The sequence below is a fragment of the Micromonospora sp. NPDC049044 genome, from assembly GCF_040649215.1.
Lineage (GTDB): Bacteria > Actinomycetota > Actinomycetes > Mycobacteriales > Micromonosporaceae > Micromonospora.
Genome location: NZ_JBEZFA010000015.1, coordinates 22,531 through 47,293 on the forward strand (window position 1 = coordinate 22,531; position 24,763 = coordinate 47,293).

General features: G+C 72.3%; 22 protein-coding genes and 1 pseudogene. 12 read left to right on the plus strand and 11 right to left on the minus strand.

Translation table 11 applies throughout. The features are described from left to right. Positions 1-110: 110 nt before the first annotated feature. From AB0B85_RS14930 to ctaD, 5 genes are all read left to right on the plus strand, one after another. Entirely contained in the window at positions 111-728 is a 618-nt protein-coding gene (locus tag AB0B85_RS14930; protein WP_357407415.1) for an ABC transporter ATP-binding protein, read from the plus strand. Next, positions 725-2,146 (plus strand): DUF6297 family protein, encoded by a 1,422-nt coding sequence (locus AB0B85_RS14935; protein WP_357407417.1) that lies wholly within the window; start codon positions 725-727, stop codon positions 2,144-2,146. The genes AB0B85_RS14930 and AB0B85_RS14935 overlap by 4 nt, the downstream gene beginning before the upstream one ends. Positions 2,147-2,275: 129 nt before the next feature. Further along, positions 2,276-2,734: a DUF4383 domain-containing protein gene (locus tag AB0B85_RS14940; protein WP_357407419.1), complete on the plus strand. Its 459-nt coding sequence runs from the start codon at positions 2,276-2,278 to the stop codon at positions 2,732-2,734. Positions 2,735-2,843: 109 nt separating this feature from the next. Then, positions 2,844-3,572 (plus strand): STAS domain-containing protein, encoded by a 729-nt coding sequence (locus tag AB0B85_RS14945; RefSeq protein ID WP_357407421.1) that lies wholly within the window; start codon positions 2,844-2,846, stop codon positions 3,570-3,572. Between the two features lie 124 nt (positions 3,573-3,696). Further along, entirely contained in the window at positions 3,697-5,688 is a 1,992-nt protein-coding gene (ctaD, locus tag AB0B85_RS14950) for a cytochrome c oxidase subunit I (protein ID WP_357407423.1), read from the plus strand. Positions 5,689-5,788: 100 nt separating this feature from the next. Here ctaD and AB0B85_RS14955 read toward each other — a convergent pair whose 3' ends face one another. Continuing rightward, entirely contained in the window at positions 5,789-6,937 is a 1,149-nt protein-coding gene (locus tag AB0B85_RS14955; protein WP_357407425.1) for a SigB/SigF/SigG family RNA polymerase sigma factor, read from the minus strand. A gap of 223 nt (positions 6,938-7,160) precedes the next feature. Then, a complete protein-coding gene (locus tag AB0B85_RS14960; RefSeq protein ID WP_357407427.1) occupies positions 7,161-8,603 on the minus strand; it encodes a hypothetical protein in 1,443 nt (480 codons plus the stop codon). Between the two features lie 311 nt (positions 8,604-8,914). On the opposite strand from AB0B85_RS14960, the gene AB0B85_RS14965 reads away from it, so the two are divergent. Then, positions 8,915-9,145, plus strand: a complete 231-nt coding sequence (locus tag AB0B85_RS14965) for a CDGSH iron-sulfur domain-containing protein (RefSeq protein WP_357407429.1) — start codon at positions 8,915-8,917, stop codon at positions 9,143-9,145. A gap of 110 nt (positions 9,146-9,255) precedes the next feature. On the opposite strand, the gene AB0B85_RS14970 is transcribed toward AB0B85_RS14965, so the two are convergent. The 3 genes from AB0B85_RS14970 to AB0B85_RS14980 are packed head-to-tail and all read right to left on the minus strand — an operon-like array spanning position 9,256 to position 13,274. Beyond that, the gene (locus AB0B85_RS14970) at positions 9,256-10,353 is read right to left on the minus strand and encodes an iron-containing redox enzyme family protein (protein WP_357407431.1); all 1,098 of its coding nucleotides are present in this window, start codon (positions 10,351-10,353) and stop codon (positions 9,256-9,258) included. Positions 10,354-10,402: 49 nt separating this feature from the next. Beyond that, positions 10,403-12,142: a thiamine pyrophosphate-binding protein gene (locus tag AB0B85_RS14975; protein ID WP_357407433.1), complete on the minus strand. Its 1,740-nt coding sequence runs from the start codon at positions 12,140-12,142 to the stop codon at positions 10,403-10,405. A 7-nt stretch (positions 12,143-12,149) separates the two neighbouring features. Beyond that, positions 12,150-13,274 (minus strand): Vms1/Ankzf1 family peptidyl-tRNA hydrolase, encoded by a 1,125-nt coding sequence (locus AB0B85_RS14980; RefSeq protein ID WP_357407435.1) that lies wholly within the window; start codon positions 13,272-13,274, stop codon positions 12,150-12,152. Positions 13,275-13,416: 142 nt separating this feature from the next. Here AB0B85_RS14980 and AB0B85_RS14985 point away from each other — a divergent pair, with 142 nt between their 5' ends. Further along, positions 13,417-13,965, plus strand: coding sequence for a hypothetical protein (locus AB0B85_RS14985; protein ID WP_357407437.1), 549 nt, complete (start codon positions 13,417-13,419; stop codon positions 13,963-13,965). 60 nt (positions 13,966-14,025) lie between these two features. Here the strand turns inward: AB0B85_RS14985 and AB0B85_RS14990 are convergent, their stop codons facing one another. Then, positions 14,026-14,364: a DUF3817 domain-containing protein gene (locus AB0B85_RS14990; protein WP_357407648.1), complete on the minus strand. Its 339-nt coding sequence runs from the start codon at positions 14,362-14,364 to the stop codon at positions 14,026-14,028. Positions 14,365-14,518: 154 nt separating this feature from the next. Here AB0B85_RS14990 and AB0B85_RS14995 point away from each other — a divergent pair, with 154 nt between their 5' ends. Next, on the plus strand, positions 14,519-15,997 hold the full coding sequence (locus tag AB0B85_RS14995; protein WP_357407439.1) for a glutamate--cysteine ligase: 1,479 nt from the start codon (positions 14,519-14,521) through the stop codon (positions 15,995-15,997). Positions 15,998-16,010: 13 nt separating this feature from the next. Here the strand turns inward: AB0B85_RS14995 and AB0B85_RS15000 are convergent, their stop codons facing one another. The 4 genes from AB0B85_RS15000 to AB0B85_RS15015 form a co-directional block, all read right to left on the minus strand. Beyond that, positions 16,011-16,397: a DUF2267 domain-containing protein gene (locus AB0B85_RS15000; RefSeq protein ID WP_357407441.1), complete on the minus strand. Its 387-nt coding sequence runs from the start codon at positions 16,395-16,397 to the stop codon at positions 16,011-16,013. Between the two features lie 113 nt (positions 16,398-16,510). After that, positions 16,511-17,083, minus strand: a complete 573-nt coding sequence (locus AB0B85_RS15005) for a GNAT family protein (RefSeq protein WP_357407443.1) — start codon at positions 17,081-17,083, stop codon at positions 16,511-16,513. A 293-nt stretch (positions 17,084-17,376) separates the two neighbouring features. Next, the gene (locus AB0B85_RS15010) at positions 17,377-18,549 is read right to left on the minus strand and encodes a zinc-dependent alcohol dehydrogenase (protein WP_357407445.1); all 1,173 of its coding nucleotides are present in this window, start codon (positions 18,547-18,549) and stop codon (positions 17,377-17,379) included. Continuing rightward, on the minus strand, positions 18,546-19,526 hold the full coding sequence (locus AB0B85_RS15015; protein WP_357407447.1) for an SRPBCC family protein: 981 nt from the start codon (positions 19,524-19,526) through the stop codon (positions 18,546-18,548). Before AB0B85_RS15015 ends, AB0B85_RS15010 begins: the two co-directional genes overlap by 4 nt. A 236-nt stretch (positions 19,527-19,762) precedes the next feature. Between AB0B85_RS15015 and AB0B85_RS15020 the strand changes: the two genes are divergently transcribed. The 3 genes from AB0B85_RS15020 to AB0B85_RS15030 all read left to right on the plus strand — a co-directional run bounded on the left by AB0B85_RS15020 (position 19,763) and on the right by AB0B85_RS15030 (position 23,305). Next, positions 19,763-20,779, plus strand: a complete 1,017-nt coding sequence (locus tag AB0B85_RS15020; protein ID WP_357407449.1) for a carboxypeptidase regulatory-like domain-containing protein — start codon at positions 19,763-19,765, stop codon at positions 20,777-20,779. Positions 20,780-20,881: 102 nt separating this feature from the next. Further along, positions 20,882-21,244: an SCP2 sterol-binding domain-containing protein gene (locus AB0B85_RS15025; protein ID WP_357407451.1), complete on the plus strand. Its 363-nt coding sequence runs from the start codon at positions 20,882-20,884 to the stop codon at positions 21,242-21,244. Positions 21,245-21,256: 12 nt separating this feature from the next. Beyond that, positions 21,257-23,305: a glycogen debranching N-terminal domain-containing protein gene (locus tag AB0B85_RS15030; protein WP_357407650.1), complete on the plus strand. Its 2,049-nt coding sequence runs from the start codon at positions 21,257-21,259 to the stop codon at positions 23,303-23,305. A gap of 125 nt (positions 23,306-23,430) precedes the next feature. On the opposite strand, the pseudogene AB0B85_RS15035 reads toward AB0B85_RS15030, so the two are convergent. Continuing rightward, positions 23,431-23,601 (minus strand): annotated as a pseudogene (locus tag AB0B85_RS15035) (HEAT repeat domain-containing protein); the annotation flags it as partial. 50 nt (positions 23,602-23,651) lie between these two features. On the opposite strand from AB0B85_RS15035, the gene AB0B85_RS15040 reads away from it, so the two are divergent. Then, entirely contained in the window at positions 23,652-24,743 is a 1,092-nt protein-coding gene (locus AB0B85_RS15040) for a crosslink repair DNA glycosylase YcaQ family protein (protein ID WP_357407453.1), read from the plus strand. The last annotated feature ends 20 nt before the right edge of the window (positions 24,744-24,763 follow it).

The window sequence follows — 24,763 nt, forward strand, 5'->3', positions numbered from 1 at the left end:
GAACGCGTGCACGCGGTGGCCGACGACTGGACGGCCCCGGTGGTCGACCCGCCGCGTGACGTAAATCCCTCAGCCTGGTCGGTGGCGCCGGTCTGGGAGACTCTGTGCTCGTGGATGCGCTCTCGGTACGGGGACTTAGCCGCAATTTCGGCGACCTGGTCGTGCTCGACGACGTGAGTTTCACGCTCCCGGCGGGCCGGATCGCCGTGGTGCTGGGCCCGAACGGCAGCGGCAAGACCACCCTGCTGCGCTGTGTGGTGGGCGCCGACCGGCCGGACGCGGGCGAGGTGCTGGTGCAGGGCCGCCGGGCCGACGAGACCGACCCGCAGGTGCGGGCGCTGGTGGCGGCCGCCCTGGACGACATCGACTTCTTCCCGGACCTGTCAGTGGTCGAGCACCTGGAGCTTGTCGCGTACGCCCACGGCGGCGACGCCGAGCCGGTCGAGGAGGTGCTCACCGAGCTGGGGCTGGATGCGGCCCGTGACCAGCTGCCGGTGACGCTGTCCAGCGGGCAGCGCCGCCGGCTCGCGCTGGCCTCGTGTTTCGTCCGGCCCCGTCGGGTGCTGATCCTGGACGAGCCGGAGCAGCGCCTGGACGTGCGCGGGCGACAGTGGCTGGCCGAGCGGTTGTTGCGGGAACGGGACGCCGGCACCGCCGTGCTGCTGGCCTCGCACGATCCGGAGCTGATCGACGCGGTGGTCGACGAGCGCATCGAGATCGGCCGGTGAGCGCGCCGCCGGTCACCATCGCCGACCGCCCGACCGGGGTGCCCACCGCCCGGCAACTGCGTGCCCACCTGCGCCGGGCCCGTAGCCGGCACCACGACCACTCCCTGTCCGACGTGCTGGGTGACGCGTACGTCATCGTCCTGTTCATCGGCATGTACGGCTGGTTCGCGATAAGCGCCAGCCGCGACCTGCTGGACTCCCCCACCGTCGGGCAGGCGGAGCCGGGGGTGCGTTGGTGGCTGGCGCTCGCCGCGCTGCTGGCCGGCGCCGGCCTGGCCTGGCGGGGTCTGCGCGCGCTCGGCCCGTTGCTGGTCACCCCGGCCACGCAGAGTTGGGCGACGAGCGCGCCGGTCGACCGGCGGGCGTGGCTGGCGCCGCGGTTCGGCATCCTGCTCGTCGGCGCCGCGGTGGGCACCGCGGCGCTCGGGTTGGCGGTGGCGGCGCTCGGCGGGGTGAGCGATCCGGCGGCGCTGGGCTGGGCGGCCGCGGCCGGCGCGGGGTGGGGCACGGCGGCGCTGGCGCTCAGCGTCGTCGCCCAGAGCAACCGGACGGGGCGGCGGTGGCCGACGGTGGTCGGCGCGGCGCCGCTGGTGGTGGCCGCCGTCCTCACCGCCGCGGTGGTGATCCTCGGTCACGTCGGTGACGGGCTGCCCCGGCCGACGGCGACGCCGACCGTCGCGCTGTTCGCCCTCGCGGTGCCGCTCGCGGGTCTGGGCACGATCCGCGCCGTGCGGGCGCTGCCCCGGGTCGACCGGGCCACGCTGACCACCGGCGCGCAGTTCGCGAACGCCGCCGCCACGGCCACGATCCTGCTCGATCCGAGCCTGCTCGCCGGCCTGGTGGAGAGCCGGCGGTGGCGCCGGATCGGCCGGGTCGGCAGCCGCCGTTTCCGACCCGGTCCGGGCTGGTGGGCGTTCCTTCAGGCCGACGTGCGCCGGTTGCGCCGCCATCCGAGCGCGCTGTTGCTCTGGGCGACGCTGATCGGCGTGCAGTACGCTGCCGCGCTCGCCCTGCCCGGGTTGGCCGGGGCCGCGCAGGTGGTGTTCGCGTACCTCGCCGCCAACCGGCTGACCGGTGGGCTGCGGTCGGTCAGCCGGTCACCCGGATTGCGCCGGGCGCTGGGCGGCAGCGATGCCCTGTTACGCGGGATCCACGTGGTGGTGCCGGCCGTCGGCGCGGGTCTGTGGTGGTTGCTGACCCTGCCGACGGTGACGCCTGGGCCGCCCTGGCTGGCGCCGACGCTGGCGCTGGGAGTGGTGGCCGCCGCGTTCCGGTCCGGCACCCGCCCGCCGATCAACTACGGTGGCGCGACTGTCAACACCCCGTTCGGAATGGTCCCGGTCGACCTGCTGCGTCAGGGGGCACGGGGGCCGGCGCTGGTCGCCGTGCTGGTCCTCGTGCAGCTGTTCCTGGGCTGAGCGGGCTCGTCCGCCCGGGGCCGGGCGCGGCGCCACCAGGCGACCCGGCCGGACCGGCGGCCCGGTTTGGCGGTGCCGGCAGCGGGTAGCCCGGCAGCCTCATGCCCGCCGCGCAGCGAGGAGCCGGTGATGGTCGGACCGATGGCGCACTCCCGGGCGCGGCCCAACCCGGCCGACGGCAAACCGCCGGTGCGTCGCGCGGCGGCCTCGGCCGGGGTGCTGTTCCTGCTTGTCGGCGCGCTCGGCTTCGTGCCGGGGATCACCAGTGGTACTGACGCTCTGCACGTCGCCGGCCACGGTTCGGGCGGGTACCTGTTCGGCGTCTTCCAGGTGTCGGTGCTGCACAACCTCGTCCACCTGGCGTTCGGGGTGGCCGGCCTGGCGCTGGGCCGGACGGTCAGCGGCGCCCGGACGTTCCTGCTCGGCGGCGGTGCCATCTACCTGGTGTTGTGGTTGTACGGGCTGGCGGTGGACCACGACACCGGGGCGAACGTCCTGCCGGTGAACGACGCCGACGACTGGTTGCACCTGGGCCTCGGCCTGGGCCTGATCGCGCTGGGTGTCGGGACCGCTCGGCACCGTCGGTGACCAGCTGTTCCGGGGCGTGACCCGGCTCGCCCGCCGTCGATTCCGTTTGATGCGGCAGGGCGGCGGGTAGTTGGCAGATCCCGACCCCAGCAGCGAATCGAGGGCGCCGATGTCGAGCCGGATCACCTGCGAGGTGCGCACCACGGCACCGGTGGCGGTCGTCCGGCTCAACGGCGCACTGGACCTGGACACCATGCGGTCGGTGCACCAGGCGCTCAACGGCGTTCTTGTCGCACAGCCGGACGCGCTGGTGGTCGACATGGCCGAGGTCGACGTCCGCGACCCGCTGGCGCTGTCGGTCTTCGCCGCGACCGCCCGGCAGGCCGAGGAGTGGCCGGCGGTGCCGGTAGTGCTCTGCTCCCCGTCGGTGGCGGCCGCGCGGTGGCTGGCCGAGTCGACCACCTGCCGGGTGGTCCCGGTCGCGCCGGACTGCGACGAGGCGACCCGGGCGGCGGGCGCGACGTCCGCGTTGCGGATGCGGGCCCGGCTGGAGCCGGTGGCCGGGGCCTGCCGGCGGGCCCGGGACCTGGTCACCGACGCGTGCGCGCGGTGGAACCTGCCCGAAGCGGCCGGACCGGCCGCGTTGGTGCTCAGCGAGTTGGTCGGCAACGTGGTCCGGCACGCCGGCACACCGATGCAGGTGACGGTGACCCTGCGCCGGCCGTATCTGCACCTCGCCGTGGTGGATGGCAGCAGCGCCCAGGCCCGGCCGGGCGGGACGGACCTGCACGCCGAGGGTGGGCGGGGCCTGCTGCTGGTCCGGGAGCTGACCCAGCGTTGGGGCAGTGTGCCGGCCGGTCCGGGCAAGGCCGTCTGGGCGATGCTGCCGGCGACCTGAGCATTCGAGGCGCTCGCGCCGGTACTGGCGATCTGACCGAAATTCCCGCTCTGGGCTGGTTACATGGTGCAAGGGTCGGGTAGGCACGCCCGTCCTTTCTGCCGTCACGACGGGGTGAGCAGCCATGCCCAAGCGGGTAACCACGGAACCCGGCCGCGATCGGGGCCCGGCGATCCTGGCACCGGCCCGCTTCGGGGGGTTCCCCGGAGCGGTACGGGCACCGGTCCCCGGCAGCTCGTTGATCAAATTTCTCGCCACCACCGATCACAAGCAGATCGGCGTGCTGTATCTGCTCACCTCCTTCGCCTTCTTCGTGCTGGCCGGCTTCGAGGCGATGGTGATGCGGGCCGAACTGGCCCGGCCGGGAATGCAGCTCCTCTCCCCGGAGCAGTACAACCAACTCTTCACCTCGCACGGCGCGGTGATGCTGCTGCTGTTCGCCACGCCCGCGGCGTTCGGGTTCGGCAACTTCATAGTGCCGATCCAGATCGGCGCGCCGGACGTGTCGTTCCCCCGGCTCAACGCGCTCGCCTACTGGCTGTACCTGTTCGGCGGGCTGATGGTGATCGGCGGCTTCCTCACCCCACAGGGGTCGGCGGACTTCGGCTGGACGGCGTACACCCCACTGAGCAGCGTGGAGAACTCCCCCGGCGTGGGCGCGAACATGTGGGTGCTCGGTCTGGTCGTCTCCGGCCTGGGCACCATCCTCGGCGCGGTCAACCTGATCACCACGATCCTCACCCTGCGCGCGCCCGGCATGACCATGTTCCGGATGCCGGTCTTCACCTGGAACATGCTCCTGACCAGCCTGCTGGTGATCCTGGTCTTCCCGCTGCTGGCCGCCGCGTTGCTGGCGCTCTCCGCCGACCGGCTGCTCAACGCGCACGTGTACGACGCCGCGACCGGCGGGCCGATGCTCTGGCAGCACCTGTTCTGGTTCTTCGGCCATCCCGAGGTGTACATCATCGCGCTGCCGTTCTTCGGCATCATCACCGAGATCATCCCGGTCTTCTCCCGCAAGCCGCTGTTCGGCTACACCGGGATCGTGCTGGCCACCGTCGCGATCACCGTGCTGTCCATGACGGTCTGGGCGCACCACATGTTCGCCACCGGCCAGGTGCTGCTGCCGTTCTTCAGCATCCTGAGTTACCTGATCGCCGTGCCGACCGGCGTGAAGTTCTTCAACTGGATCGGCACCATGTGGAAGGGCCAGCTCACCTTCGAGACGCCCATGCTCTTCGCCATCGGCTTCCTGGTCACCTTCCTGCTCGGTGGCCTCACCGGGGTGCTGCTGGCCAGTCCCCCGGTCGACTGGCACACCCACGACAGCTACTTCGTGGTGGCGCACTTCCACTACGTGGTGTTCGGCACCGTGGTCTTCGCGCTCTTCGGCGGCTACTACTTCTGGTGGCCGAAGATGACCGGGCGGCTGCTCGACGAGCGGCTCGGCAAGGCGCACTTCTGGACCATGTTCATCGGCTTCCACGGCACCTTCCTGGTGCACCACTGGCTGGGCGCCATGGGCATGCCCCGCCGGTACGCCGACTACCTGCCCACCGACGGCTTCACCACGCTGAACACCATCTCCACGATCTTCTCGTTCATCCTCGGCGCGTCCACCCTGTTCTTCATCTACAACGCCTGGAAGTCCTGGCGGTACGGGGCGATGGTGACTGTCGACGACCCGTGGGGCTTCGGCAACTCCCTGGAGTGGGCGACCAGCTGCCCGCCGCCGCTGCGCAACTTCGACCAGATGCCCCGGATCCGCTCCGAGCGTCCCGCGTTCGACCTGAAGTACGGCCCCCTCGTCGCGGATCTGGGCCGGGATCTGCCGCAGCGCACCACCAAGCCGCCGCAGCACTTCGCCGAGGAGTTGCGGATGGAGCACCACACGCCGGAGTCGCCCGCCGCCGAGGGCGCGCACGGCGCCCGGGAGGCAGTCGACTTCCAGCCGGCGCCGCGCTCCGGTGCCCGACCGGTGGACGTGCCGGAGCCCGAGGGCGTCCGCCGGCCGAGCTTCGAGCAGAGCGACGCGCCAAAGGACGCCGACGACCCACCGAAACCGCACGAGCGCTGGCGGCACCCGCACAGCGACGGCAACCCCGAAGAACGCTGACCGGCGTACGCCGAGAGGGCCGACACCCACCGGGTGTCGGCCCTGTCTCGTTCGTCCCGATCGGTGGGTGGCGCCGCGGCGCCGAGCCCGGGGCGGCGGCTCAGTCGCGGACGGGAGCCAGGCCGGCGGCGGTGAGCGAGCGACGTACCGCGGGCTGGACCCGGGTCAGTCGCAGCGGCACTCCGGTCCGCTCGGCGGCGTCCCGCCCCGCCATCAGCGCGGCGATCCCCCCGGCGTCGAAGCCACCCGCGCCGACCAGGTCGACGACCACCTCGCTGGGCTGGCCGGTGACCGCCTCCAACATGGCCCGGCGCAACTGGTCCGCCCCGTCTCGGTCGATCTCGCCGCCGACCTCGACCACCACGCGGTCGCCGTTCTGTTTCACCGAGATCCGGGTCTTGCCCGGGTCGGGTTCGGCGGCGCCGTTCTGCCAGGGCGGCGGCGCGTCGGCGAGCATCGCCTGACGCAGCCAGGTCAACGCCCGCGACAGCAGCCGCGACACGTGCATCTGCGAGATGCCGAACCGGGCGGCGATCTCGGCCTGGGTCTGGTTGCCGTAGAACCGCATCGCCAGGATCCGCCGCTCGCGCCAGGGCAGTCGGTGCAGCAGACCGCTCACCGTGACCCGGTCGTCGACCGACTCCAGGGCGTTGTCCGACTCGCCGACCAGGTCGCCGAACTCCGCGGAACTCTCCCCACCCACCGGCGCGTTGAGCGAGGCCGGACTGTAGCCGGCCGCCGACTCCAGCGCGGCGAGGATCTCCTCCTCCGGTGTCTCCAGCCGGGCCGACAGTTCGGCCACCGACGGGGCCCGGGACAACTCGCTGGTCAGCGCGGCGGTGGCCTGGCCGACCTCGAGGATCAGGTCACGCAGCCGGCGGGGCACGTGGACGCCCCACGTACGATCCCGGAAATGCCGTTTGATCTCACCCACGATGGTGATCGCGGCGTACGCCGTGAACGAGCCCCGTTCCGGGTCATACCGGTCGACGGCGTTCACCAGCCCCAACCGGGCCACCTGTTCCAGGTCCTCCAGTGGCTCGCCCCGCCCCCGGTAGCGGCGGGCCAGCCGACCCGCGAAGGGCAGCGCGAAGCGCACCAGGTCGTCGCGGGCTTCCCCGCGCCGTTCCGGCGGAAGCCCGGCGATCCGGGCCGCGTACGCGAGTGCCGCCGCGTCCAGGTCCTCCAGACCACGGTCGTTGGTTGGTGGTGCTGTGGTGGCCGTGGTCGTGCTCGTCTGTCCGAACATCCGCGCCTCCCTCAGGAAGGTCCCCCGCCCGGATCGGGAAACCGGTCGTGCGCGTGGTCGAGCCACGCACCGGGCCGGAAAAGTGGGTAAGTGACTGGGATGCCAGCGGGCGACACCACCTCTACGCAGCGCAATCTGGCCGTCGCAGCCAGCGATGTTCCCGCTCCGTAGGTACTCAATCACGGGACCCCGGGTTCGCGAGGAAGTTTCGGCGTGCTCCGCCTCAGGAGATCAGTAACCCCTGGTCGCCGCCGCTGTCGCGGAGCACGGCGAGGGCCGCTGCGGCCCCCAGCGGGGGCGGCACGGGCAGGTCGTACGGCTGGGCCCGCAGCACCTCGGTGGCCCGGCGGGTGGGCACCGCGGTGACCGGGTAGCCCCGGGCGGCGGTCCGGTCCAACGCCCGACGGCGACGCCCGAAGCCGGCCACCGCCAGCCACTGGGGCAGCCCGGCCAGCGCCGGTGAGCGCATCCCGGGCGGCTCGGGCAGCACGTCCACCGAGCTGAACGGCTCACTGCCGGCCAGCCACCACTCGGCCTCGTCGACGCTGCGCCGGGTGGCGTTCTCACACCAGTACGGCACCAGCCCCGCCCGCACCACCTGCCACGGGTCGAGCAGCCGCCCGCACTCCACCACCAACCGGTCCCCGGTCTTGCCGGCACCGCGCAACCACCGCCGGTACAGGTCGGCCACTGCCGCGCTCAGTGCCGCCGGCCGGGGCACCAGCACCCGGTGCAGCGGGTGCCGGTGCCCGGTGGACCACTCCCCCACTGCCGATTCGAAGCCCGGGTCGACGTCCTGCTCGGCGTAACCGGACGGGACGGTGACCTCCGGCGGCTCCCAGCGGGCCGCGTCGCCGCCGACGGAGCGCAGCACCTGGCGCAGCGCGTGGCTGTCCGGGTGGAAGTCGACAGGGTCCAGCCCACTGGCCGGGCAGCCGACCTGGAAGCTGTGGCCGGAACCGCGCTCCAGCACCGGCCAGGTTCGCGCGTCGCGGACCAGCACCACCGGGGCACCCGGGAGCAGCCGATCGGTCAGGAACCGCGCGTACGCGGCCGGCAGGGCCCGCCACGCGGCGGTCAGCGACACCGTGGCCCCGATCAGCGGGCCCCGGCTGGCCGGGCAGTGCACCTGGCGCAGGTGCAGGTCGGCGTTGCCGGCGATCAGCCGGGCGGCCAGTGCCGCGCCGTGCGCCAGTGCGTCCGCCGGGCGGTCCACCGCGCCGTCGGCCCAGTGCACCGTCATCTCGAAGCCGGCCGGCAACCACGGCACGCCGAGGGCCACCGCGAGGTGTGCCGCCGCACCGTGCGGCGAGCCGATCAGCACTCCGGGATAGCGCCGGCGGGGGTACTGGTCGACGAACCAGCGGGCCACCCGGGCGGCGTCCACCTCGTCGACCTGGGCCACGGTGAGGGCGACCCGGCCGGCGGCGCGGGTGACCGCGGCGCGGCGTACCGGCTCCGGGGCGCCCGGGAAGCGCGACGTCGGTCCGGTGTGCCCGAGGTCGGCGCAGTCCTCTCCGCGCAGCGCGCGGGCGGTGGCGGCGACCAGCACCCGGGCGGCGCTGCCCGCGGCCACGACCCGGTCGCCGGCCAGACCGGCGCCATCGGCCGTGAGCCCCTTGTGCACCTTGTGCACCGGCCCCACCTTGCCTCGTTCGCTCACCACGCGGGCCGGCTTCCCGTACCGATGGGGTTCAAACGGGGCATCACCCACCCGGCAGCACATTCCGCTGATCGGCGGGGTCCGACGGTCATCACCGTCGTTCGGCGACGATCGGCGGGAGCGGGCCGGCAACCCGCCTTCTCCCACCTGCCGGGACATGGACGGTGATCGACCCGGTTTTCTTGACATCGGGGTGTCCGAGTCGACGAGATAGCGCGGTTTCACCAAGGCCGAGTCGGTCTCGGCCATCACAGTGACAACACGCGACGGGCGGCCCGGGTTTTGCCAGGGCCAGGGCGGGCACTTCCGGGGCCATGCGCACCGACGACACCAGCGAGCCAGCCGCCGCCACGATCATCCCGTACGAGGACGGCCCGCTGTTGGTCCGCGGCGACTTCGAGCTGGTCACGCCGGACGGCGAGCGCATCGACGCGCGCCGGGGGACCGTGGCGTTGTGCCGGTGCGGCAAGTCGGCGCTCAAGCCGTTCTGCGACGGCACCCACAAGGCGATCAACTTCCGCGCGGGCACCGCCCGCGAGGGCTGACCGGCAGCCACGTGTAGCAGCCAGCCGGAGCTCCCACACCGCACCCGAGGGGTATGCGCCCGAGGCCCGGCGGTGCCACCGCCGGCCTCGGGCGTGAGCAGCTTCTCCGGTCAGACCAGAGCGGTGGGGTCCGGCAGGGCCACCGGGGTCGACGCGACGAGCGAGATGGTCGGTGGCACGGTCGGCGGGGCGGGTGACCGCAGCGAGCTGCGGCCGGCGGCCCAGCTGCCCAGCAGGTGCGCGGCGAACAACCGGTCCACCGCCAGCCCGGCCGCCGCCCCGAACAGCACGTCGGCGGCGAGGGCCGGTTCGACGCGGACCAGGCCACCGCACATGTCGTGGGCGGCGATCTGCTCGTGCACCGCGTCGGCCTCGACGTGCTCGTCGAAGAAGCGGGTGGCCACCTCGTCGAGGCCGAGCCGGCGCAGCCCGTTGCCGTAGCGGCGGTTCGGTAGCGAGGAGGTCATCTCGAACGCCGCCAGGTGCCCGAGCAGCGCGCCGCGCCACCGCCGGTGCAGGCCGAACAGCGACATCAGGTTGTTTGTCGCAAGGGTCACCGCGGGTGCCGCGTCCAGGTGGGCGCCGTACCCGGTGTCCAACCCCAGCCGTTCGAGGGTGCGCCGGAACAGTTCGGCGTGCATCCGGTCCAGCCGGCCGTTGCCGTACTCGTCGGTTTGGATCTCCACCAGGGCCGCCTTGGCCGGCCCGCCCAGGCGGGGCAGCGCCCAGCTGTGCGGGTCCGCCTCGCGCAGGTGGTAGACGGAGCGGTGGGTGGCGAACTCGCGGAACTGGGTGAGGTCGGCGTGGCGCTGCAGCGTCGCGGCCAGCGGCGGGCCGTCGTCGGCCGCGACCAGCTCGGCCAGACCGGCCGCCACCCCGGCGGCCGGGACCGCCGGTGCGCCGACCAGCCGGCGCAGCGCCGCCTCGAAGGGCCGTTCGGCTTCGGCGCGCAGCGCGAGCAGCGTCGGCTGCCACTCCCACGTCTCGTCCACCCCGCACCAGCCCCGGTAGTGCAGCTCGTAGCAGAGGAACAGGGTGAGCTGAAGGTCCTCATCCGTGATCGGGTCGGCCGGGTCGAAGCCCCCGCCGAGCCCGGCCGGCAGGTCGTGCGGCGGGCGGCGGAGGGCGTCGAGCAGCGCGGCGGAGACCGGGCCGCGCGACCGCGGTAGGGTCGCCGGACCGTAACGGCGGTCAGCCGACTCGGACATGACACCTCCAGGCTTGTCGGGCCGCTTCTGATGCCCTGGCCGAGAGCGGCTAAACAAGGTCATCCGCGTTCGCGCTGAGTTCCACCTGCTCCCGTACCTTGCGGGCCGGAGCGCCATCGGCGTACAGACCGCGCAGGTCGGCGAACGCCGGCTCCGGCGGCGCCAGCGACACCGCCGGGTCGACGACCGCCTCCAGTACGCAGGGGCGGTCCGCGGCGAGCGCCTCGTCCCAGGCCGCGCCGACCAGCTCCGGGCGGTCCACCCGCACCCCGTGCAGCCCCAGCAGGCGGGCCCAGCCGGCGTACGGCACGTCGGGGCGGCGGTTGGCCGGGTCGGCCGTCGGCTGCCGGCCGCCACCCATGCCGTTCTGGTCCCGGTTGTTGAGCACCAGCACCACCAGTCGCGGGTCGCGCCACCGCTGCCAGTGGTGCGACACGGTGATCAGCTCGGCCAGGCCGTTGAGTTGCATCGCCCCGTCGCCGACAAGCGCGATCACCGGCTGGTCGGGGGCGGCGAGCTTGGCGGCCACCGCGTACGGCAGCGCACAGCCCATCGAACCCAGGGTGCCGCAGAGCTGCGCGTTCACCCCGGGTGGCAGGGTGAGGTGCCGGGCGTACCAGTAGAGGACCGAGCCGACGTCGACCGCTACCGCGCCGGTGCTCGGCAGGCGGGCCGACAACTCCTGGAGTACGAGCTGCGGGTTGACCGGGTCGGCGGGCGCGGCGACCCGCTCGGCGGCGGCCTCCCGCCACCGGTCCACCGAGCTCTCCACTGTGGCCCGCCAGCGTTGTTCGGGTCGCCCCCGCAGTCGGGTCAGCAACGCCCGCAACGTCTCGGCGGCGTCGCCGACGAGCGGCACGTCGGCCGGGTAGCGGGTGCCGATCCGGCGGCCGTCGATGTCGATCTGCACCGTACGGGCCTGCTCGGGCATCGGGAAGTAGTCGGTCCACGGATCGTTGGTGCCCACCATCAGCAGGGTGTCGCAGCCGCCCATCAGCTCGGCGGCGGCCGGGGTGCCGACCTCGCCGAGCACCCCGGTGTGAAACGGCAGCCGCTCGTCGAGCACCGGCTTGCCGAGCAGTGAGCTGGCGACCCCGGCACCGAGCCGGTCGGCCACCTCGATGATCTCCGGGGCCGCGTCCCGCCCACCCTGGCCGACCAGGATCGCGACGCGTTGGCCGCCGCCGAGCAGTTGCGCGGCGGCGTCGAGGTCCACCTCGTGCGGCAGCACCCGGGCCAGCGGCTCGCCGGGGGTGGCCGAGACCACCCCGACGGCGGTGGTCTGCACGTCGGGCACCAGGGTTTCCTGCAACTCCCGGGGCAGCACGACGCAGGTCGGGCTGCGGGTCGCCGCCGCGGTACGGAACGCCTGGTCCAGCAGCGCGGCCACGTCCTCGGGGTTGCGCCCGTAGCGGACGAACTGGTTGCAGACGTCGCCGAAGAGCCGACTCAACCCGATCTCCTGGTGCGCGCCGCCGAGCGGCCCGGAGATGTCCTCCCCGACGATCGCCACCACCGGTTTGCTGTCCAGCTTGGCGTCGTACAGGCCGTTGAGCAGTTGCACGGCGCTGGGCCCCTGGGTGGCGAGGCACACCCCGATGCCGCCGGTGAACTTGGCGTGCCCGGTGGCCATGAACGAGGCCGTCTCCTCGTGTCGGGCCGGGATGAACGCCGGCTCGCCGCCGGCGCGCTCCAACGCCTCGACAATCGGGGCGATCGCCGCACCCGGGTAGCCGAAGGCGCGCGGCACCCGCCAGGCCAGCAGCCGCTCCACCACGAGATCAGCCACCCGGCGCTCAACCATCGCCGCGTCCCGGTGTGCCGGGGTCGACGTAGCGCAGCACCGCGCCGACGCCGTCGGTGAGCTCGGGTGCCTCCTCCGGGCCCAGCACGGTCAGTGCCGCGTCGGTGCCGACGAGCGCGCGGACCAGCGCGGCGTCGGCGCGTACCCGTTGCGGGTCGGCCACCGACATCGCGGCCAGCTGCTCTGCGTCGACGGCGATCTCGGTGGGCTCCGCGCCGATCCACAGCTCACCGTCGGCCGACGGGTCGTCCACAATGATCATGGTGTCGACCTGGTTGCGTTGCAGGGCCGAGACGACCGCGTCGAGACCGCCGCCGACATCCTCCTGCACGCCGAACTTGTCGAGCGCGGCGGCGATCCGCTGGTCGGCGACCTCCGCGATGGTCTGCACGGTGAGGTCGTCGAGCATCGTCTGGTCGGCGCCGCCGGCCCGGGATCCGGCGTCGGTGCGGACCACGAGGTCCTGCCACCGCTCCGGCATCTGCGCGGCGATCATTCCGGTGGCGCGCACGTCACCGGCGACCACCACGACGTCCGCGCCGACCTTCTCGGCCAGGTCCACCGTCGCGGCGGTGACGTCGCCGGCGTTCTGGTGCCAGGCCTCCATGGCGGCGCGCTGATAACGCGACTGGGACCAGCCGCCGGGCTTCGCCCGACGCAGCGGGAACTCGTCCCGGCCGGCGACATGGGCCCGCCGGGGAACCCCGCCGGCGCTGACCGCCATGGCGTCGGCGCCCATCCGGTCGGCCACCACCCGCACCCAGGCGACCTGTTCGCCGCGTTGGGCGAGCAGCGGCATCACATGTGGCAGCGGCGCGAAACTGGCCAGGTCACGCAGCGGCGGCGCGGACAGGTACTCGGAGAGCACCACCCGTCCGTGACTGGCGAAGACCGCCAGGCCGTAGTCGCCGACCATCGGGTCGTGCCCACGGATCACCCGGTCCAGCGCGGCGATGCTCGCCTCGTCGGCCCCCTGGTCGGCGAGTTGACTCTGCAAGGCGCGCCACCGCAGGTCCAGTGCGGGATGGGCGTCCTCCGTGTCGGCGGAGGCGTCCAGGTACACCGAGCACCACGGCCCGGGACGGTCGTAGAGCGGGCGCAGGAAGGACAGCTGCATGCTCGACCCCTTTCCAGCTCGGCCCCCCGCTTACCCCTGTCGCCCGCGATGTCACCTCGCGGCCGTGAGCCCGTGACGAGGTTTCATTCACGTCGTTCAACCCAGGACGTCGATACCATCTGTGCACACACGCGGACTCTCGGTGGTGGAAATGGACAGCGGACTCGACAGCCGACGGATCGTGCACCCGACGGAGCGAATCGTCACCGGGCGCCTGATCCGCCTGTTGGACGGCTACACCCGCGAGGTACGCATCGGTCAGCCGGTGCTGGTGGCGGTGCTCGCCGCGGCCGCGGTCGCCCGGCTCCCCGCCCTGCTGCTACGCGCGCTGTTCTCCTTCGGCGGTGGCGGCACCCGCCGACGGTGGAAGGAGCTGAAGCAGGGCCCGGAGTACCTGGTCACCCCGGTGCGCCTGCGCAACACCGCCGGGCAGCTCTGCGAGGTGGAGCTGCACGGGCACCTGCCGCAGAGCGCCCTGCACCCGGCGGACCAGGTGCAGCTCACCCTGCGACCGCAACGCGACCCGGAACTGCCGCCGCGCATCGAGCGGATCGTCAACCTCACCACCGGGCAGTTGCTCACCCCGCGTACCGCGACGCTCTGGTCGCACCTCGGACCGCCGCTGCTGTTGCAGGCGTTCCTGGGCGCGCTGCTGGTCGCCGGCATCACGGCCTGCTCCGCACTGACCTGACCGCGCACCGGCAGACGCCGGGAAGGGCGGCGAGTCGACCGGGCCGGGGCGACCTCGCGGTCAGCCGACCCGGGCGGGCTCGCGGGCCGGTACGCGGTCGGTGCCGAGCATGCCCCGGCGGCGGGCCCAGCGCTCGAAGATCAGGGTGGCGAAGGGCGGCACGGCGCAGGCCAGCGCCACGACGGTGGCCGGCAGGCTCCACCGGTGCAGCCGGGCCACGGCCAGCACCAGCAGGACGTACGCGACGAACAGACCGCCGTGGATCGGACCGAAGATCTGCACGCCCAGCTCGTTGCTCGGCGGGCCGTACTTGACCAGCATGCCGACCAGCAGAGCCAGCCAGGAGCAGGCCTCGGCGATCGCCGCCGCGACGAACAACCTGGTCACCTTCTCGCGCATCCGCACGCCACCACCCTTCGAGCCGCAATGCTAACGGGGCGGTCTGACCGGGCTATCAGGGCGGGCAGGTGGGTAGGAAAGGAACCTCGGGTCTTCCCCCGCCCGCCGCTGACGTGCGAGGTTAGGGGTGGCCAGCGGTGACAGGGTGGTGACCATGGGCGAGGACGTCGGCGTACGAACCTTCAGTCGTGAAGATCGGGCCCGCTATCGCGACAAGGTCCGACGCTGTCTGGACGTCTTCGCCGAGATGCTGCGCGAGTCGCGCTTCGACGTCGACCGGCCGATGACCGGCGTGGAGATCGAGCTGAACCTGGTCGACGAGGCGTCGAATCCGGCGATGCGCAACGCCGACGTGCTGGCGGCCGTCGCCGATGAGAGCTTCCAGACCGAGCTGGGCCAGTTCAACGTCGAGATCAACGTGCCGCCACGGCGGCTGACCGGCACCGGCACCGCGGACTTCGAGGAGTACGTCCGGGCCAGCCTGAACGCCGCAGAGGTGAAGGCGCGGGCGATCGGCGCGCACATGGTCATGATCGGGATTCTGCCGACGTTGCGTCCCGAGCACCTGACCGCCGCGACGCTCTCCGCCAACCCCCGCTACAAGCTGCTCAACGAGCAGATCTTCGCGGCGCGCGGCGAGGATCTGCCGATCGCGATCAGCGGCGTGGAACGCCTGGCGGTCACCGCCGACACGATCACCCCGGAGGCGGCCTGCACCAGCACCCAGTTCCACCTGCAGGTCAGCCCGGCGCAGTTCGCCGACTACTGGAACGCCGCCCAGGCCATCGCCGGCATCCAGGTCGCGGTCGGCGCGAACTCGCCGCTGTTCTTCGGCCGGGAGTTGTGGCGCGAGACCCGCATTCCGCTGTTCCAGCAGGCCACCGACACCCGGTCGGAAGAGATCAAAGCCCAGGGGGTACGCCCCCGGGTCTGGTTCGGCGAACGCTGGATCACCAGCGTGTTCGACCTGTTCGAGGAGAACGTGCGCTACTTCCCGGCGCTGCTGCCGGTCTGCGACCCGGAGGACCCGGTGCAGGCCCTGGCGGCCGGCGAGGTGCCCAATCTCGCCGAGTTGCGCCTGCACAACGGCACCGTCTACCGGTGGAACCGCCCGGTGTACGACGTGTCGCGCGGCCGACCGCACCTTCGGGTGGAGAACCGGGTGCTACCCGCCGGCCCGACGGTGGTGGACACCGTCGCCAACGGCGCGTTCTACTTCGGGCTGGTGCGGGCCCTCGCCGACTCGGACCGCCCACTGTGGTCACAGATGTCGTTCAGCGCCGCCGAGGAGAACTTCACCAACTGTGCCCGGCACGGCATCGACGCGCAGGTGTTCTGGCCGGGCCTGGGCTACCTGCCCGTCACCGAGTTGGTGCTGCGCCGGCTGCTACCCCTGGCGTACCACGGCCTGGACCGGTGGGGGCTGGACCCGGGCGAGCGCGACCGGCTGCTCGGCATCATCGAGCAGCGTTGCCTGACCAGCCGCAACGGCGCGACCTGGCAGGTGGAGACGCTGCACCGGTTGGAGGCCACCGACCACCTGGACCGGCCGGAGGCGCTGCGGGAGGTGGTCCGCCACTACGTGGACCTGATGCACAGCAACCGGCCGGTGCACGAGTGGCCGATCCCGTAGCCGCCCCGCCGGGTCAGCCGCGCGGGGTGGGCACACCGAAGAGGTCGATGATGCCGCCGGGAAGTTGGGCGAGCAGGTCGTGCCGCTCGTCGTCGTCGAGCGCCTCGGCGACGGTACGCAGCACCGCCTGGGCGTGTTGACGCACGTGGTCGGCGTTCGCGACCTGTTCGCGGTCTCCGACGTGCTTCAGGAAATCGCCCACATCCCACCGGCGGCCCTGCGGGTTGCGCGTGACGGACCCGTTCAACCGCTCCGGTAGCTGTGCCGCCAGGTTGTCGGCCTCCTGGCCGGCGAGCCGTTCACCGAGCACCGACAGGACGGCCTGCACGGACCGCACTGCCTCGTTCTCACCGAGGCCCGCTCGCTGTCGTACCGTGGCGATCATCTGCTCGTACTCCATGACCCGCTCCTTCGCTTCTCCTCGACATGCCGTCGGGCCGGCCTGCGGACGAACGGGGCGAGTTCCCAGGGCTCCCGGTCACAAACGGGGGTGACTATCGAGCCGGACGTTCGTCATCGAACGGGCAGTTCCGCGGGCGGGGGGTCGTCGCGCAGCCGGCTGTAGAGGTAGCCGTCGCGCCACTGACCGGCCCGGAACTCGCAGGCCCGGATGACGCCTTCGAACTGGAAGCCGGCCTTCTCCAGCGACCGTTGCTCGGCCACGTTCTCCGGGTGGGTGCCGGCCTGGATGCGCTGTGCCGGGGTGTGCTGGAAGAGGTAGTCGCAGAGCAACGCCTGCGCCCGCCAGCCGATGCCCCGACCGCGCCACGGCGGCAGCAGGACGATGCCGATCTCCCAGTACGACGCCCGCCCGGCAGACCGCCGGGAGGTGTAGCTGACGATGCCGGCGGCGGCCTGCTCCTGCTCGACCTCGACGACGAGCCGCCCGTCGTCGTCGCCGAGGTAGCCGTCGACGGCGAACCGCCGCGCGGGTTGCCCCGCGTCGAGGAAACCGGCCCAGTCCAGTCCGATCAGACCCGGCTCGGTGCGCAACCTCTGGAAGATCGCCAGGTCGGGCTCGGCAACCGGCCGCAGTCGGACAGTGAGCTCGGTGGAGACAGGTATCGACGTGCCTTCACTTTCCATGCCGACACGCTAGCCGCCCGGACAGCGGGAGACGCTCACGGAGTTCGCGCCGCCTGCCCGCAGAGCGACCGGCGGCGGTGGCCGACCTGGTGGTCGGCTCCTATAGAGCTGAATCGTTTACGACATCACCCATCCGGACCGATCACCACATCACCCATCCGGACCGATCACCACATCACCATCCGGCCGCTCGACCCGGCAGGGGGCACCCCGGCAGCCGGGCCGAATCGTTTGTGACATCAGCTCCAAAGGCAGTGCACGAAGCACTTCCCCCCGGGGGACCTGCCGCCCCGTCAGACCGTGAGCAGCACCTTCGTACAGTCGTCCTGTTTCTTCTGGAAGAGCTGGTAGCCCTTCGGGGCGTCGCGCAGCGGCATCCGGTGGCTGACGATGAAGCTCGGGTCGATCTCGCCACGCTGGATCCGCTCCAGCAACGGCCGAGTGTAGCGCTGGACGTGGCACTGACCGGTGCGCATGACAAGCGACCGGTTCATGAACGCGCCCATCGGAAACTTGTCGACGAAGCCGCCGTACGCGCCGACGACCGAGACCACCCCGCCCGAGCGGCAGGCCAGGATCGCCTGGCGTAGCGCGAACGGCCGCTCCGTCTCGACCCGGGCGGCCTGCTTCACCCGGTCGTAGGCGTACATCGCGGCGTTGCCGTGGTGACCCTCCAGGCCGACCGCGTCGATGCACGCGTCGGGCCCCCGACCGGCGGTCAGCTCGTTCAGGGTGTCCAGCACGTCCACCTCCTCGTAGTTGATCGTCTCGGCACCGAGGTGTTCCGCGGCGAGCCGCAGCCGGTACGGGTACCGGTCGATGACGATCACCCGTTCCGCGCCGAGCAGCCGGGCGCTGGCCGCGGCGAACAGCCCGACCGGCCCGGCGCCCCAGACGGCGATCACCTGTCCGGGTTTGATGTCGCACATCTCGGCGCCCATGTACCCGGTGGGGAACACGTCGGCGAGCATCACCGCCTGGTCGTCGCGGACGTCGTCGGGCACCTTGAGCGGGCCGACGTCGGCGAACGGCACCCGGGCGTACTCAGCCTGACCGCCGGCGTACCCGCCGAGCAGGTGGGAGTAGCCGAAGATGCCGGCCGGTGAGTGCCCCATGATCTTCTCGGCGATGCCGGCGTTCGGGTTGGAGTTCTCGCAGACCGAGTAGAGGCCGCGTTGACACGACGAGCAGTGCCCGCAGGCGATCGGGAAGGGCACCACCACCCGGTCGCCGGGCTTGAGGTTGCGCACCTGCGGGCCGACCTCGACCACCTCACCCATGAACTCGTGGCCGAGGATGTCGCCCTTGCGCATCGCGGGGATGTAGCCGTGGTAGAGGTGCAGGTCGGAGCCGCAGATCGCGGTGGTGCTGATCCGGACGATCGCGTCCCGGGCGTTCATGATCTTCGGGTCGGGTACGTCGATGACCTTGACCTTGTCGGTGCCCATCCAGGCGTTGGCTTTCATCCTCTGTCCCTTTCGGATCGGGCGGTCATCCGGCGCGACGCCGGCAGCGGCTGGGCGGGCCGCTGCATGGCCTGCTGGCGTACGGAGATGCCGTTGGGGCTGCCCTCGGAACGGACCACCTCGCCGGTTTCCAGCACCTGCTTGAACCGGCGCAGGTCGTCCCGGACCTGCTGCTCGGGCTCCTCGCCGAAGAGCTTGGCCACCGCCCGGCCGAGCGCGCCGGCCGGCGGCGCGTAGCGCAACTCGACCCGGACCTCGGTGCCCCGGTCGCCGGGTGCCGGTACGAAGCGGACCCGCCCGGCGTTCGGCACCCCGGTCCCCGCCACCGAACGCCAGGTGATCGACGTGTTCGGCCGATCCTCGATGATCTCGGCGTCCCACTCGACCCGGTGCCCGCCCGGCCCGCGGGCGGTCCAGTGCGAGCGGCGCAGGTCGTCGGCGCGCACCGACTCCAGGTGCGTCATGAACCGGGGCAGGTTCTCCAGGTCGCGCCAGAACCGGTACGCCTCGGCAGGTGACCGGTTCACGGTCACCGCGATCTCCACCCGGATCATCCGCGCCCGCGCGCGTCGCGCCCGGCTGATCCGCACGGCGGAGAGCACGTCGACGGCCGCGATACCGGCGACCGCGAGGGTGGTCAGCGCGACGCGGCGGCGGCGGTCACCGTCACGGTCGGCGAGAGCCCGCCCGAGCATGGTCAGGTCCATCGCGTCGCCGGCCACCCGGCTCCACGCCCAGCCGGCGGGGCGACGACCGCCGAGCAGTCCGGCGGCGCTGCCCAGCTCGCGCACGCCTACCGCCGGGAGCACGGCCCGCGCGGCCGGGGAGTCGTCCACCCCGGTCAGACGCGCGAGCGGGCCGGGCGCGACCAGGGCACCCACGCCCAGCGCCAGGCTCAGCAGAGCCAGCGCGCTCGGCAGCGTCGCCGGCACCGGCCCGTCCAACTCCGGTAGGAGCACAGTCTCGACACGGCTCATGTCCGTTTCCTCCGGTGCACGTCATCACCGGCGCACCGCGGAGCGCGGTGCACCTGCCCCGTGACGCTATGCGGTACTGGTGACCCATGCGCCCGATTCAGACACAAGAGCCCGTGCGCGCGGCCCGCGTGGAATGTCGCCCCATCAACAGTCAACATAACGACATTGACCGATTTGGATCAGCTACGGACCGTTAGCGTCAGCTCACCCGTCCCGCCGTCGGAAGGATCACGCCCGTGAGCCGCGCACCGCTGCGCCACCTGACCGCCACCATCGCCGTCGCAGTCCTCGTCGGGCCGACCGCCGCGCAGGCTGCCGCGCGTACCCCCGGGTCCGCGACGCCCGCGCCGGGCCAGGTCCGAACCGTGGTGCGGGACGCGGCGACCGGCGCCCCGGTCCCCCGGGCCTGCGCCGCGCTCGTCCCGGTGGACGCCGCAGCGCTGACCGCGGTCACGATGGGGGAGGACCAGGTCGGTCGGGGCGGGGGCTGCTCCGATGAACAGGGTGTCCTGGTGAGCAGCGAGGTCACCCCCGGGGCGTACCGGCTGCTGGTGCGCCCCTACGACGCGACGGTGCACGGCTGGCAGTGGGTGGGCCGGCACGGCGGCACCGGCGAGCGCGAACGGGCCCAGGTGGTCCTGGTCCACTCGGGTGCGGTGACCGACGCGCCGAACGTCCGGCTCGATCCGGCGGGCACTGTCGTCGGGGTGGTGACGGACGCGGCGACGGGCGCCCCCGTCCCCCGCGCGCGGGTGATGGTGGTGCCCTACGTGCCGGACCCGAAGTACGACGACCACGGCCCCATGACGGACGAGAACGGTCGTTACACGATCACCGGCCTGGGCCCGTACCGCTGGCCGGTGCAGTTCGCCGCGGCCGGGTTCGCGACAGTGTGGTCCGGTGGGGTGGGCAGTCGGGCGCAGGCGCGGACGGTACGGGTACGCGCCCAGCAGAGCGCCACTCTGAACCAGGCGCTGCCGGTCGGGACACCGCTCACCGGGGCGGTACGGGTCGACGAACTGCTCACCTACGCGCAGGTGATCGCGTTCGACGCCGCGACCGGGGACCTGGCCGGCGTGGCGGACGTGGGCGACGGCTATCTCCTGCGCCTGCTCCCCGGGCAGCGGGTGAGGCTGCGCTGCGACTGCTCGTACGCCCAGCCGGTGTGGCACCGCGACGCCGCCGGCTTCGACGCGGCGACCCCGGTGCGGGTCCGCCGGACGCCGACCGTCGTGGACTTCGACCTCGGCTGAACCGGCGGACCGGACCAGGCACGGTCCCGGCCACCAGGAGGAGTTAACAACCGCCCACACCGGGTACGCAGCGGCGCTGCCGCCAACGGCCGGGGAGGTGGGATGACGGCTACCAGGGCCTTCTTCGAGCGGTTGACGGCTGCCGGCCAGGACCCACGGTTCAGCAAGGTCCGCGCGAGCGTGCGCTTCGACATCCGGGACGGGGACCACCTCGATCAGTGGCTCCTCGACATCGACCACGGCCGGATGCGGGTGACCCGCAGCGGCCAGCCGGCCACCACCGTGATCATGGTTTCCGCGCAGGTCGCGGACGCGATGGCACGTGGCGAGGTGAACGGGCTGGCGGCGATCACCCGGGGCGAGATCCTCGTCGACGGCGACCTCAGCCTGGCGTTGCGGCTCGGGCGACTGTTCCCACACGAACCGGAGCCGGCGGAGCACGGCGGCCCGGACGGCGGCCGGTGACCGATGCAGGACATCCACGGCACCGTGGCGTGCATCGACGGGAACACCTTCATGGTGTCCGACACCAGTGGCGATGTGGAGTCGTCCTCCAACGCCCCGGTCGGGCTGTTCGCCGCCGACACCCGCTTCCTGTCCCGGTGGCTGCTCTTCGTCAACGGCGAGTGCATGACCGCGCTGTCGGTGGACGACAGCCAGTACTACGAGGTCACCTTCTTCGTGGTGCCGGGCGCGGCGGTCGACTACGTGGAGGCCGACCTGTCCGCCATCCGGCGCAGAAGAATCGGCCCGGACCTCACCGAGTCGGTGACGATCTTCAACTACGGCGAGCAGGAGATGGAACTCGACATCCGCCTTGAGGTGGCTGCCGACTTCGCCGACATCTTCGAGATCAAGTTCGACGTCGGTGAGAAGGTCGGCAGGTACTACACCGAGGTCGGCCCGAACGAGTTGCGCCTGGGGTACCGGCGGTCCACCTACCACCGCGAGGTGGTGGTCTCGGCCAGCGAACCCGCCGAGTACGACCCGGACGGCCTCCGGTTCACCGTCCGACTCGGCTCCGGAGAGCAGTGGTCCACCCGCCTGCAGGCGACGATGCGGGCGCTGCGTCCGGACGGCGTCGACCTGCGCTCCGCGCTGCGGGCCCAGCGCCCGGACGAGTCCACCCTGCCCAGCAGCCTGCGGGCCTGGGTCGCGGCGGCCCCCACCCTGGACACCGACAGCGCCGCGCTGCAGCAGGTGTACCACCGCAGCCTGGTGGACCTGGCGGCGCTGCGGTTCGCTCCGCTCTCGCTGAGTGGCGCGGCCGTACCCGCGGCCGGGCTGCCCTGGTTCATGACCCTGTTCGGCCGCGACAGCCTGCTGACCTGCCTGCAGACCCTGCCCGTCACCCCGTCGTTGACCCCGCCGACGCTGCGGATCCTCGCCTCGCTACAGGGTGCCCGCAGCGACGACGTGCTGGAGGAGGACCCCGGCCGGATCCTGCACGAGTTGCGCTACGGCGAGTCGGCCGCGTTCGAGGAACAGCCGCACTCCCCCTACTACGGCACTGTGGACGCCTCGCCGCTGTTCGTGGTGCTGCTCGACGAGTACGAACGGTGGAGTGGCGACACGGCGCTGGTGCGCGAGTTGGAGCAGGAGGCCCGCGCGGCCCTGGCGTGGATCGACGACTACGCGGACCTGACGTCCACCGGTTATGTCTGGTACGAGCGACGCAACCGCGCCACCGGCCTGGACAACCAGTGTTGGAAGGACTCCTGGGACAGCATCTCCTACGCCGACGGAAGGCTGCCGGGCTTTCCGAGGGCCACCTGCGAAACCCAGGGGTACGCCTACGACGCGAAGATCCGCGGGGCTCGCCTGGCCCGTACCGTCTGGGGTGACACCGACCTCGCCGACCGGTTGGAGCGCGACGCGGCGGCGCTGTACGACCGGTTCAACAGGGACTTCTGGCTCGCCGACCGCGGCTACTACGCCCTCGCACTGGACCACGACGGCACCCCGGTCGACAGCCTGTCGTCGAACATCGGGCATCTGCTGTGGAGCGGCATCGTGCCGCCGGAGCGGGCCCCGCAGCTCGTCGAGCACCTGATGGGTCGGGAGCTCTTCTCCGGTTGGGGTGTGCGGACCCTCGCCGAGGGGCAGCGCCGCTACAACCCGCTCGGCTACCACAACGGCACGGTCTGGCCGTTCGACAACTCGTTCATCGCCTGGGGTCTGCGCCGTTACGGGTTCACCAGCGAGGCGGGTCGCATCGCCGAGAGCATCCTGTCCGCGGCCACCTTCTTCGAGGGTCGACTGCCCGAGGCCTTCGGCGGTTTCGACCGCAACACCACCCGCTACCCGGTCCGGTATCCCACCGCCGGCAGCCCGCAGGCGTGGTCCAGCGGCGCGTCCGTGCTGCTCCTGCGCACCATGCTCGGCCTCAACCCGCACGAGGACCACCTGGCCGTGGACCCCGCGCTACCGTCCGCCTTCGGGCGGATCGCGCTGCTGGACATCCCCGGCCGTTGGGGCAAGGCCGACGCCTTCGCCAGGCAGCGCCCCGACCAGCACCGGTCGTAGGGTGCCGGTCAGCTGACCGTCGGCATTCCGTCCTCCGGAATCCACTGTGCCGCCGTGCCACCTCGTCGATCAGCACCCGATCACCGGCTCGCACCCGCCGGTCCGAGCACCATGACGCGGGTGGGCTCATCGATCGCGACCAGCGCCCGACTCAAACTCACCTGCGTCTCCCGGTTGCCGCGTCCCAACTGCGTCGACAGCACCCCGGCCAGCTCGGCCGTCGCACCGTCGGGCACCAGGACGACCGCCGCCCGCCAGGCACTGCGCGCCACCTCGTCGTCGGCGTCGGGGACAACGGGCGGGTTTCGCCGGTGGCCTGACGGCGGCGGTCGACTAGGGTTCGGGCATGGTCGATCGGCGCCAGGTGTTGAACTTCCGCGTCCGGGCCCAACAACTCGACCGAGACACGGGCACGCTCGCCGACACCGCCGTCCTGGACATCGGTGTGCAGAACACCGGGCCGGACGGCGCCCGCTGGGCGCTGGCGGTGCGCGGGGTCGACGTGACCGCGTTCTCGGACACGGACGTGGTCCTGCTGTGGACCGTGCGGGGCGCCCCGCACCTCTACCGCCGGGCCGACGTCGGGAAGGTCGCGGCGGCTGTCGAGCCCTTCACCGAGGCCGACGCGAGCAAGCGCATCTACGACGCGTCCCGGCCCCTGAAAGCCGTCGGCATCGACACCCTCACGGCCCTGGACGAGATCGCCACCCGGATGCGGGCCGTCGTGACCACGCCGACGGTCAAGGGTGACGTGTCCGGCCGCCTGGCCACGATGCTGCCCGAGCCCTATCTGCGGTTCTGCCGGCCGTGCGACGCCACACACCCCTACGAGATGCCGTTCCGGCTCGCCGCCGTACGGGCCGGACTGGAACTTGAGGTGGACACCTCGCCCCCGGTCCTGCGGCGCATCTCCGGGTTCCGGAAGGCGGCCGCGCCGGGTGACCGGTTCGACCTCGTCCGCGCGTACCTGCGCCTGCTCGGCCCGGCCACCCCGAAACACGTGGCCGACTACCTCGACGCCCCGGTCAAGGACGTGAAGGCGCTCTGGCCCGAGGATGTGGTCGAGGTGACCGTCGGCCGTGAGGTCCGTTCACTGCTGGCCGCCGACGAGAAGGCGTTGGAGTCGGCCGACGGCACCGGCACCCGCCTCCTCGGCCCGTACGACCTGTTCCTCCAGGCGAAGGACCGGGCGACGCTGGTGCCGGACACCGCCCACGTCAAGCAGTTGTGGCCGGTGCTGGGTCGCCCCGGCGCCGTGGTGGTCGACGGCGACGTGGTGGGCACCTGGCGTCCGCGCAAGTCCGGCAGGACGTTCACCGTCACCGTGCAGCCCTGGCAGAGGCTGTCGGGCGCGACCCGCGACGCCGTCACCGTCCAGGCCGAACGCCTCGCCGCGCACCGCGCCGTCGCCCTCACCGGCGTCGAGTTCGCCGACTAGGTGTGCCGTCCATGATGGGG